At 60.0% G+C, this 11,386-nt stretch carries 10 protein-coding genes; all 10 read right to left on the bottom strand.

Annotated elements, in window-relative coordinates:
* Window positions 1-261 precede the first annotated feature (261 nt).
* Window positions 262-915, bottom strand: coding sequence for a ribonuclease H1 domain-containing protein (locus tag HMPREF2890_RS02835; RefSeq protein ID WP_070465017.1), 654 nt, complete (start codon window positions 913-915; stop codon window positions 262-264).
* Window positions 912-1,577: a thiamine diphosphokinase gene (locus HMPREF2890_RS02830; protein ID WP_070465014.1), complete on the bottom strand. Its 666-nt coding sequence runs from the start codon at window positions 1,575-1,577 to the stop codon at window positions 912-914. The genes HMPREF2890_RS02835 and HMPREF2890_RS02830 overlap by 4 nt, the downstream gene beginning before the upstream one ends.
* Window positions 1,574-2,161 (bottom strand): nicotinamide riboside transporter PnuC, encoded by a 588-nt coding sequence (pnuC, locus tag HMPREF2890_RS02825; protein ID WP_070465023.1) that lies wholly within the window; start codon window positions 2,159-2,161, stop codon window positions 1,574-1,576. The genes HMPREF2890_RS02830 and pnuC overlap by 4 nt, the downstream gene beginning before the upstream one ends.
* A gap of 500 nt (window positions 2,162-2,661) precedes the next feature.
* Entirely contained in the window at window positions 2,662-4,362 is a 1,701-nt protein-coding gene (locus tag HMPREF2890_RS02820; protein WP_070465011.1) for a tetratricopeptide repeat protein, read from the bottom strand.
* A 346-nt stretch (window positions 4,363-4,708) separates the two neighbouring features.
* Window positions 4,709-5,275, bottom strand: a complete 567-nt coding sequence (gene efp / locus HMPREF2890_RS02815) for an elongation factor P (protein WP_070465008.1) — start codon at window positions 5,273-5,275, stop codon at window positions 4,709-4,711.
* Window positions 5,276-5,302: 27 nt separating this feature from the next.
* Window positions 5,303-6,440, bottom strand: a protein-coding gene (gene prfB / locus HMPREF2890_RS02810) for a peptide chain release factor 2 (protein WP_148130659.1) whose coding sequence is annotated in 2 segments (ribosomal slippage) — window positions 5,303-6,376 and window positions 6,378-6,440 — 1,137 coding nt in all. Because the reading frame shifts where the segments join, the coding sequence is not laid out codon by codon here.
* A gap of 145 nt (window positions 6,441-6,585) precedes the next feature.
* The gene (locus HMPREF2890_RS02805) at window positions 6,586-7,797 is read right to left on the bottom strand and encodes an aminotransferase class V-fold PLP-dependent enzyme (protein ID WP_070465020.1); all 1,212 of its coding nucleotides are present in this window, start codon (window positions 7,795-7,797) and stop codon (window positions 6,586-6,588) included.
* Between the two features lie 5 nt (window positions 7,798-7,802).
* Entirely contained in the window at window positions 7,803-8,261 is a 459-nt protein-coding gene (locus HMPREF2890_RS02800; protein ID WP_070465003.1) for a GatB/YqeY domain-containing protein, read from the bottom strand.
* 17 nt (window positions 8,262-8,278) lie between these two features.
* A complete protein-coding gene (gene ftsZ, locus HMPREF2890_RS02795; RefSeq protein WP_070465000.1) occupies window positions 8,279-9,742 on the bottom strand; it encodes a cell division protein FtsZ in 1,464 nt (487 codons plus the stop codon).
* 36 nt (window positions 9,743-9,778) lie between these two features.
* The gene (gene ftsA, locus HMPREF2890_RS02790) at window positions 9,779-11,254 is read right to left on the bottom strand and encodes a cell division protein FtsA (RefSeq protein WP_070464997.1); all 1,476 of its coding nucleotides are present in this window, start codon (window positions 11,252-11,254) and stop codon (window positions 9,779-9,781) included.
* Window positions 11,255-11,386: the final 132 nt, after the last annotated feature.

Here is an 11,386-nt window from a genome sequence, read left to right as displayed (position 1 = left end):
CTGTCGCACCCACCATTTTGACCTATAAGTCAAAAAAGAGAGCCCCGAGCGGTCGTTTTCCACTCGGGGCTCTCTTTGCTTACTTATTTGAGACTGTTGCACGAAGGCGATCTGCTGCGTTGCTTTCGGAATTCGACCTCGGTCACGTACGTGAGTGCGCTCCCTTCGGTCTCATCCTCAGCGCCTTGCATCTCATCCTTCGTGCAAAGTCTCAGCACATTTGAAACAAATGTGCGAGAATGGCACTTCGTGCAATATTCTCTACTTACGTCCGAAGTCGGCAGGGATCTCGCCCAGCACCTCCGTGGGCCACTTCCTCAGGTCGTACCGAGACAGGTCGTGTCGCTGCAGCCAGAGGATCGCCCGGTCGATGTGGCGGAAGAGCTGCTCCGTGCGCTCATCGCGAGGGAGCTTCGTCTTACAGACCTTATTCCGCACCCAGCGGATCGCGTTTCGGCTATCGGAGTAGATCGGGACGAAGTAGCCCACCTGCTCCTCCCAGGCGAGGGCGTGGACGATGGCGAGGAATTCGCCGATGTTATTGGTCCCTCTCGGGTAGACCCGGCTGTGGAAGACCTCGTCCCCCGTCTCCACGTAGACCCCTCTGTACTCCATACGCCCCGGATTGCCCTGCGATGAGGCATCGACGGCGATCGCATCGGGCGAGATGGAGGCCTTTGCTTGCTCGTAGTCCGGTGCGGGCTCCTTCTTCGTTTTCGTCCCGGTGCCATAGTACTGCTCCGGTCCGTCAGCGAGGATCCGCTCCGCCTCAGCGTGCGTGATGCCCTTGAAGGACTTGTACTTCGCCCCCTTCACCCCCACCACAAGGGGCTTGCAGTCGTCCCAGCTGTCGAAGACGCCCATCTCACGACCCGACCAGACGACATAGACCTTGGGCTCATCGTTACCCCTCATACTTTGACCTCGTCTCGCGGGACATACCTCTCGCTCGCCACGTAGAGCAGCGCAATCCCCTCCGCCTCGAGACGGATGGGACACTCAGTGACGCTATTGAGCGTCATCTGCCAATGCTTCGGGTAGATCGCCTTGTGGAAGGGGTAGGTCACTCCCTCGGCACTCATCGGCAGGTGGTCTTGGGAGAATAAGCTCACCTCCAGTCCCTGCGGCACATCGAAGCACCGCTCACCGGAGAAGGGGACAAAAGTCCCGTAGTCGCTCACCATCTGCACCTCTGCCCCCGACTCGTAGTAGTCCATCAGGAGGAAGATATTGGCGACCGTGTGGTCCTCCCTCAGCCCTGTCCCGCCTAAGATCGTGATCGACCGCCATCCCTTGCGGAGGGCATAGTGGACCGCCTTGGTGAGGTCGTTGGTCATCTGGTCATCGACGCGGGTAAAGGTGAGGTGGTGCCGCTCCAGCAGCTCCGTCGCGACCGAGTCCCCGTCACCGATCACCACCTCCGGATCGCGCTCTGTGAAGAGGTAGTAGTTGCTCAGGGCGCCATCGGTGACGATCACGCGGGACGCCCGACTGAGGACTGAGGAGGCAAGCTCCTCGGAGGGAGCCTCTCCGTCGGCGAAGATTACGGTGGAGATGGGGTGGGGCAGGTATCTCATAGGTCGCTCCGGTGGTGCATCTTTCTCCTCCAGACGATCAGCCCCCGTACAGCAAGGAGGGTCAGCACGCCGTAGAGGATGGCGGTGTAGAAGTATCCCGGGATGAGGGCGTAGAGGACGGTGTAGAGGAGGTTGGAGACGATCCAGACATACCACGACTCGACATACGCCCTGATGAGCAGGTACATGCCGAGGAAGCAAAGGGCCGTCCCGGCGGCCTCCACCGCAGGGTAGGGGCTAAAGGTCTCGACTGAGACCAAGATCAGCCCAAAGGCCAGCATCGTCGCTAGGGCGCAGATCGCCAGCTCGCGGAGAGGTATGCGGGTGATCGGTGGGTGAGCCGTCTCACCGCCTCCGCCACTCCGGCGCCGTCTCTGCCACGAGATCCAGCCGATGATGCAGGTGATGAGGTAGTAGAACTGCACCAGGATCGTGCTGTAGGTCTGGCTCTGCCAGCCGACGATGAGGGCAAAGACAGGCTGTACTACCCCCAGCGGCCAGAGCCACATCGAGGCGCTGCCCTCCAGTAGGACGTAGACGATGCCGAGGACGGCATTGATGATCTGTATAATCGTTTCGCTCATGATATCGGTAGCAAAGGTACGCAATCCCCCGCTCACCCGGACTTGTATCGATGATATATAACAGGGGTGACGCATTTGAGCATTGGGATAATCAGATACCACGGGGGCTCATCCGTGAGGCACCCAAAGGGTGCTCGCTCCAAAGGCATCGGTCATCCGCGAAGCGGTGACCGATGTACAGAGACCCATCCCTACCCCTCGACCCCTTGCGGGTCGCCGAGCAGAAATCACCCATCCCACGACCCCGCCAGGGTGTCGCACCGGTTGCCTGACTGGTGAGTGTGCACCCTGGCGGGATCAAAAATCTTTCCCAGCATCCTCTATCTTATCGGACAAGTCGGACAAGTCGGACGGGTCGGACCTCGGTATGCACACCTGGGGTTGCCCCCTTTCGAGTCTCTGAAGCTATTATCACAAGGGGGTAAGGAGAAGGGGCGCACTCTCACGAGTGCACCCCTTCGAAGCAAAAATATGGAAAAATGTATTTGTCAGCAGTTTCGTTACATCAGCAGAGACTTAATGTCAGAGCTGATGGTATAGCGTCCCAGCTCCTTGTCCTGAGCGATGGTGCTCTTGAGCGACGGATCGAGGGAGACGGCCTCGCGGATACCCTCACGAACGAGGCTCTCCTGTGCCGTGCGGGCACCGATGATCGCCTTGAGGTAGGCTGTCGTGGCGTCAGGAGTGGAGATCTTGCCGAGCAGCTCAAGGGCGCGATTGTAGTCCTTATTGAGGATCTGCGCCAGCACACCATTGTTAGTAGGTACGTCGCGGAGCGCCTTGGCGGCATCGGCGTAGCGGCCCTCGCTGATCGCGAGCAGGCCCATCACGCCCTCATACTCGGGCACCTTGGTGGCCTGACCGATCAGGGTCTGTGCGTTGCGCACATCGCCGTCCTTGAGGGCGATGAGGCCCTTGTTGAGTGCTACCTCGGGAGCCTCCACGCCGGCGGCGTTGGCGGCGTTGGTGGCTTTGTCAAAGTAGGAGGCTGCACCATCGATGTCTCCCGCGAGGTAGCGGAGGAGGCCGAGGTTATTCCAGGCGCGGTAGTCCCTCGGGTAGATGCCTGAGGCCTGCTGGTAGGCATTGAGCTTCACGGCAGGGTCGTCGGAGAGGGTGGCGGCATAGAGGAGCTCATCCACGGTGAGACGACCGGGACGCTCGCGGAGGTAGCGGAGGATGTCCTCATCGCTCTTGCCGACGATGGTGACATTGGCGACAAGGCGAGAGCGACGCAGCTGCGGCAGGATGACGTCAGCGAGGTCGGAGAAGACGGAGGAGATATTCTTGATCTCGCGCTCGCGCACCTCGGGGTCGGGGTACATCTCGAGGACGCGGAGTACCAGCTCCTTGTCCTGGAGGTTGCTCTGCTCGACCAGCTTACGGAATCCCTCCCAGTCCTGAGCGGTGTAGTGTGCGGCGACATCCTTCTCCACACGGAGACGATTGAGCTCACGCTGCAGATACTGGGTGGTATTCTTCTCACGGCTCTGAGCCAGCTTATCATTCAGCTCCACGCCTCCATCGGGAGAGGCGTAGGCCTGCACCTCGACGTCGACATCCTGATTGGGGATCTGGTAGGCGTTTTGCACCAGGTCCTTCCAGTTGCTGATCTCGCTCTTGGAGAGCTCGGTGCCGCGGAGGTTGGCCTGCTGGATGAGGAATTGGATATTGGCGTCGTACTGCTTCTTGATGATCCGCTGGAAGTTGTCCGGAGCGAGAGCCGGCACGGCGTAGGCGACATCAGCGAGCGCCTCGGTGGCGATGGTTCCCTCACCTATCTTGAGGTCGGGGAGACGCACCTCCTTGCCATTGACCTTGGCATTAAACTTCAGGTAGAGCCCTGCGTTGCGCATCTCGGGCTTCCAGTCGAAGTCACTATTCAGCACCACGCTCTGACCGGCATAGGAGATGGTCTGAGCATTGCCGCGTACCTTCTCGCCCTGCAGGGCGTAGGCGGTCCCCCAGCTCTCCCCGCCGGGGTACTTGAGGATCGGGGTGACACGCACCTCGGCCTTCTTATTGAACCACTTATTGGGGAAGCGGACAGTGATGGTGACCGGCACCTTACCACCCTTGAGGACAAGGGGCTGTGGATCTACGCTCACGCGCTGAGGATCCAGAGGCTTGAGGGTGCTGCAGCCGGCGAGCCCCACAGTGAGTACGAGAGCGGCAAGTGTCGCAATCTTGATGGTCTTCATTCTTCTAAGTCTTTAATACTATTGTTACTCACCTACAAAGGTAACGAAATTAAGCAGGTATGTGGTGTGTCTCTCCTAAGGAGACCTTTGCATAATACCCCATCTGTGGCGTCACATTCGAGATTCGGGCTTGGTTATGTGCGTAAGCACACTCCCTTCGCCCTCACTCTCAGCTTCTTGCATCTGAGGTATTCTGCAAACTTCCTGCCGAAAAAGCGCTGCTTTTTCGGCGAAAGACCATTTCGCAAAGGTCTTCCGTTATTTTTCTCCCTCCTCCCTACGAAGAGAGAGTGCCACACCCTCGGTGGAGGATGTGGCACTCTCTCGTGCGGATGTCTCGGCTCGGTTACTCCTTGGCGCGGCCGACGTAGGAGCCGTCACGGGTGTCGATCTCAATGCGCTCACCGGTGGTGATGAAGAGCGGGACCATCACCTCGGCGCCGGTCTCCACGGTGGCAGCCTTGGAGGCATTGGTGGCGGTGTTGCCCTTGACGGCAGGCTCGGTGTAGGTCACCTCGAGCGTGACGTGGGCGGGGAGCTCGCAGGTGAGGATCTCCTCATTCTCTGCATTGATCATCGCCTCAACCATGTCGCCCTCCTTGAGGAACTGTACACCGACGATCGCCTCCTCGGGGATGGTGATCTGCTCAAAGCTCTCCGGGTGCATGAAGACGAGACCCATCTCGTCCTTGTAGAGGTACTGGTAGGGACGGCGCTCAATGCGGACGTCCTTTACCTTGACACCTGAGCTCCAGGTCTTATCGAGTACGCGGCCGTCGCGGAGGTTGCGCAGCTTGGTGCGGACAAAGGCGGGACCCTTGCCGGGCTTTACGTGGAGAAACTCCACGATCTCGTAGAGCTGGCTGTCGAGCTCGAGGCAGACGCCGTTCTTGAATTCTGCTGTAGTAATCATCTTGGTATATTTTGTTTTAATGTATTATCAGTGTCCGGAGATGTCCTTGGGGGAGGCGCCAAACTCCATCAGGAAGGCCTTGATGAAGCCATCCAGGTCGCCGTCCATGACGCCGTCGACGTCGGAGGTCTGGTAGTCGGTGCGGTGGTCCTTGACACGCCGGTCGTCAAAGACGTAGCTGCGTATCTGGGAGCCCCACTCGATCTTCATCTTACTACCCTCGATCTCCTCGGTCATCTTGTGGCGACGCTTAAGCTCTCGGTCGTAGAGCTCTGACTTGAGGTGGCGCATGGCATTGGCGCGATTTTCCTGCTGCTTACGGGTCTCCGTATTCTCAATCAGGATCTCCTCCGTCTCGCCGGTGTCGGGGTCGGTGTACTGGTAGCGCAGCCGGACGCCGGTCTCGACCTTATTGACGTTCTGCCCGCCGGCGCCACCGGAGCGGAAGGTGTCCCAGCTGATCTTGGCGGGGTCTACCGTTACCTCGATCCGGTCGTCCACGAGGGGTACGACGAAGACGGAGGCAAAGGAGGTCATCCGCTTGCCCTGGGCATTGTAGGGCGAGACACGTACGAGACGGTGGACACCATTCTCGCTCTTGAGATAGCCGTAGGCGTAGTCGCCCTCGACCTCAAAGGTGCAGGTCTTGATCCCGGCCTCGTCGCCGTCCTGCCAATTGGTGATCGTCACCTTGTACCCGTGCGCCTCCGCCCACCGCTGGTACATACGCGCCAGCATGGAGGCCCAGTCCTGACTCTCGGTACCTCCGGCACCGGAGTTGATCTGGAGTAGGGCGCCCAGCTGATCCTCCTCGCTCCGCAGCATATTGCGCAGCTCGAGGTTGTCGAGCGCCTCCAGGGTAGAGGCGTATATCTTGTCGGTCTCCTCCTCGGAGATCAGCTCCGGGTCCTCCTTGGCATACTCGAGGGCGAGGGAGAGCTCCTCCGCCATCGTGTCGATCTTATCGTAGTCCTCGATCCAGCGCTTCAGGTCGCCCACCTCGCGCATCTTTTCCTGCGCCTTGGCGGGGTCGTCCCAGAAGTGCGGGTCCTGAGTCCGGAGCTCCTCTTCTTTTAGTTGTATTCTCTTGTTATCGATGTCAAAGGTACCCCCTCAGCGCATCGCGGCGCTCCAACACCGAAGCAAGTTGGTCTGATGTCATCATAATAATCGAGTCGATTAGTGTGATAGTTGGTGATACAAATAGGTGAGTGAGTGAAGGAGGGGGAGGGCTCGCCTAAGCTCTCCACCTCTTCGCTCTATGTGCAAAGGTACAAAAATGCGGGCAACCCTCCCTTACCTGCTCACACTCAGCGGAGCATAGGCAGCACGCGCCTGAGGCCGGCGATGAAGGTGTCCACCTCCTCACGTGTGGTGTAGAGGGCAAAGCTGACCCTCGCCGTGCCGGTGATGCCATACCGCTCCATCAGTGGCTGTGCGCAGTGGTGACCGGTGCGGAGGGCGATGCCGAGGTGGTCAAGCAGCGTGCCGAGGTCGTAGGGGTGGACGCCGTCGATGAGGAAGGAGATGACGCTCTCCTTGCCCGGTGCGGTGCCGTAGATCCTCATCCCCTCGATCTGCTCCATCTCGCTTGTGCAGTAGTCGATCAGCTCTCGCTCGTGAGACTGTATCTCATCGATGCCGATCTCGCTCACGTACTTGAGTGCTGTCTCCAGCCCGAGGCTGCCGATGAAGTTGGGCGTCCCGGCCTCAAACTTATAGGGCAGACCGGCGTAGGTGGTGTGGTCAAAGGAGACGTGGTCGATCATCTCCCCGCCACCCTGATAGGGCGGTATCCGCTCCAGCCACTCCCGCTTGCCGTAGAGGACGCCGATGCCGGTCGGTCCGTAGATCTTGTGCCCGCTGAAAGTGAGGAAGTCGCAGTCCCATGCCTGGACATCCACCGGCCGATGGGCGATGGCCTGAGCGGCATCGATGAGGCAGGGGACACCGTGAGCGTGAGCTATGTCGACGATCTCGCGCACCGGATTGACTGTGCCGAGGACGTTGGAGAGGGCGGTGACAGCCACCATCTTCGTCCGTGGGGTGAAGAGTCTCTCGTACGCCTCCATATCAAGCTCTCCCTCATCGCTGATCGGGATCACACGGAGCTTGGCCCCCTGGAGCTGCCAGGGGACGATATTGGAGTGGTGCTCCATCGTGGAGACGATCACCTCGTCCCCCGGCTGCATAAAGGCTCGGCAGTAGGTGTCCGCCACGGTATTGATGCCGTCGGTGGTGCCTCGGGTGAAGACCACCTCGGCCGCCTCCCGGGCGTGGATGAAGCGGGCAGCGGTCTCCCGTGCCGCCTCGTGCGCCTCCGTCGCCACGCGACTGAGGTAGTGGACGCCACGGTGGATATTCGCATTGGCGTGGAGGTAGCCCTCCTCGAGCCGGTCGATGACGCACCGGGGGCGCTGTGTCGTGGCAGCGTTGTCGAGGTAGATCAGCGGTACCTCCTTATATATGGTGTCCCGGAGGGCGGGGAAGTCCTCCCTCAGTCGCTCTACATCCATAGTCATCCGGATCACTTGCCCGTGAGGAGCTGCTTGACGATGCGGGAGATGTCGCCACCCTGAGCCTTGCCTGCCAGCTCCTTCGTGGCGGTGCCCATGATGCGTCCCATCCCCTTCATGTCGGTGACGCCGAGCTTCTCAATCAGAGTGCGGATATACTCGGTGAGCTCGCCCTCCTCCATCTGCTTGGGGAGGTACTCCTCAAGTATCTTGGCCTCTGCCTCCTCGCCCTCGGCCAGCTCCGGGCGACCATTGTCGCGGTAGATCTGTGCCGCATCGAGACGCTGCTTCTTCATCTTCTGCAGGATCTCTATCGCATGGCTGTCGGTGAGCTCGCCCTCGGCGCCCTTGGCGGTCTTCGCCTCGAGGAACTCTTTCTTGACCCCTCTCAGGGTCTCTGTGCGCACGTGGTCGTGCGCCAGCATAGCCTTCTGTATATCGTTGCTTACTTGGTCAAATAGATTGCTCATAGGTATTCTTCGCTTTTTTAGTCGTTGCCAAACCGGATGACCTCCTCCTGCTCCTCATCGTCGGGGAGGCTCTCCTGCGCCTCCGGTGTGCGTGAGATCACCGGTTCCACCTCGGCGGTCGGGACCTCCGGAGCGACGGGAACACTCTGTGGCGCGTGAGACTCGAGTGACCCGAGGTCATCCACTCCGGCGACCGGCTCTCGCCGTGTGGTGACGGGGGTAGGCTTCCCCTCCGTCCCGCCTGAGGTGCGGAGGTGTTGTCGGAGCTTCTTCAGGTCCTCGTCCTTGCGCTTCAGCGTCGGGGTGGCGAGGACGGCGGAGATGAAGTCGTCGTTGTCGAGCTCGTCCTCACTGAAGATCACGGTCGCGTAGGGACCTGTGTCGAGCACATCGCCATAGAAGAGGCTGATCTTACGATCGTTCTCGTGCCGCTTCTCGGCGGTCTCGCCGATCTCCTTGCTGATCGCATCGCTCAGCTCCTTGCCATACTCATCGTAGCGGAGGTCGCCCTCGCTGAAGCCGGAGGCGAGGAGCGTGACGCCGATCTCATTCTCCATGTCCTCCCGCTCGCTGATGCCCCAGATGAGGGAGTAGTTATTCTGGATCTTCTCCAGCTCGCGCTGGAAGTCTTGTGCGATCGCTGCCTTGGGGTCGTGTCCCTTGAGGAAGGTCAGCAGCAGGAGGACGCGCGAGGCCTTGTCGAAGTTGGTCGTATTGACGAGCGGTGACTTCAGCGCTCGATCCATGGCGACGCTGACGCCCTCCTCCTCGCTCGCAAAGCCCATGGTGATGATCGAGACACCTCCATTCTGCAGCGTCGTGCGGACGTCGGCAAAGTCGAGGTTGATCGCGCCCTTGATCGTGATCATCTCCGCGATGGCACGCGTGGAGGTGGTGACGACGTCATCCGCTTTCTTAAAGGCCTCGGTGATCGTCAGGTCGGGGTAGACTCGGTAGAGCAGCTCATTCTTGATCACAAGGAGGGCATCGACATTCTTTGCCAGCTCCTCCACGCCCTGGATCGCCTGGAGGATCTTCACCCGTCCCTCAAAGACGAAGGGGATCGTCACGACGCCTACCGTCAGCTTGCCCATATCCTTGGCGATGCGGGCGATCACCGGGGCGGCACCTGTGCCGGTGCCACCACCCATACCGGCGGTGATGAAGACCATCTCGGTCCCGTCGTTGAGCGCCTCGCGGATCTCCTCCGCCGACTCCTCGGCGGCAGCGTGAGCCACCTCCGGACGATTGCCGGCACCGAGCCCCTTGGTCGTCTTCTGTCCCAGCACGATCGTGTCGGGGACGTTGCACTCCAGGAGGTGCTGCCGGTCGGTATTGCAGAGGAGGTAGGAGACGTGGTCGACATCCTGACCATACATATAGTTGACGGCATTGCCACCACCGCCACCGACGCCGATCACCTTGATGATCGTCGGGATCTCATCCTTTTTTTTGCTGCTGATATTGAGTAATTCGCTCATAAGTCCGATACGTATCTATGATAAAAAGGGTAGAGATCACTCGTCGACGTCATCCTCGGGGAAGATGAGGCCGCCACTGAATAGCTTGGAAAAGAATCCATTGCCCTTGTTCCTGTGCTTCGTGCCGCTACCGCGGGTCACTTTCTTGGGCGGCTCCTGCGCCTTCGTCTCTATCTCCTCCACATTGATGAGCGTCTGCGTCGTGCCGGCAAAGGCATCATCCGGCAGCTGATCCTCCGGGTAGTCGCTGCCGGTAGAGGTCGCCTGCTCGCTCGTGCGCGTCACCGGCTGCTCGGTGGGGGCGGTCGGTGCCTGCTTCTGCGCCGACGGCTCGGGGCCGACATGGGTGGCGGCGAGGTCCTGAGCCACGTAGTAGACCATACTATAGACGGAGTGCCACTCAGCGTTCTCGATGTAGTAGCTATTCTCTCTCCCATAGCGGCCGAGGATGGAGGCGGCGTAGTCCACCTTGACATTAAACTCCTTCGTCAGCAGATCCCTCAGACCGGTCATGCGAGATGCTCCACCGGTGATCACGATGCCGGAGAGGCTGTGCTCGGGGAGGAGGGTATTGATGTAGGTCGAGATATTGCGGACGATCTCTGAGGAGCGGGCACGGATGTACCGATTGACCTCGCGGAGCGGCAGGCTCTTGGAGGTCATGCCGTTGGCGGTCTGCACCACCACTTCGCCCTTTGCCTCCTCCTCGGAAGCGGAGAGCGTGGAGCCGTTCTTCGTCTTGATCCGCTCCGCCTCCATGAGCGAGATGTGCATGTCGGTCAGGTCGGTGGTGATCGCATCGCCACCGAGTGGGATCACACGCAGCCCGACCATCTGTCCTCTATTGTACACCGAGACGGTCGTACACTCGGCGCCGAAGTCGATCAGGGCGCAGCCGAAGCGCTTCTGCTCCGTGGTGAGGAAGAGGTCGCTCATGATCGTTGCCGGGATCAGGTACTCCGTCTCTCGTGCCAGCTTCTCCTCCAGCACGCGCCGGATATTGCGGTCCAGCTCCTCACGGGCGAGGAGCAGCTGGTAGCTCACCTTGAGATTGGATCCCTGGACGCCGACCGGGTTATTTGTCCAGCTGCCATCGACGTAGTAGGCTGGGGTGACATCGTCGGCGATCGATATGTAGCGGCTGTCGAAGTCCTCGTCCGCAGTCTGGCGGCGGAGCGTGTTCATATCCTCCTCCGTGATCTCACGCAGCTTGCCGAGAGTCAGCTCGGCCTCGTGCATGTCGGAGTGGAGGCTCTGGCCATTGACCCCGGCGTAGACTCGGTCTATGGGGCAGCCGGCGAGCTGAGAGAGCTGCCGGAGGAGCTCATCGACCTTCGTCGCCACCTCCTTGAGATTATATATGATGCCGCGACGGATCTGTCCCTCCGACTCGACCGTGCTCTGCTGACGGATTGTAAAGGTGCCGTCCGCCTTGCAGTCCGCTAAGGCGGCCTTGATCGTGTGGCTGCCAAAGTCGAGGAACGCGGCAGTGATGGTATCGTCTTCTCGCATGAAGTAAGTCCGGATAGTGTACGTGTCTCAGTATCGGGTGGATCGGTCCACCCACTCCCCCTTCCCACAAAGATAACTTATCTCCCCGACAAAAGAAAAAGGGCTAATTCGCATTTTGATGTGCTGGGAGGG

Source organism: Porphyromonas sp. HMSC065F10 (genome assembly GCF_001808555.1).
Lineage (GTDB): Bacteria > Bacteroidota > Bacteroidia > Bacteroidales > Porphyromonadaceae > Porphyromonas_A.
Note: the sequence above shows the minus strand (reverse complement) of the source record. Positions and strands in the feature narration are given on the sequence as shown.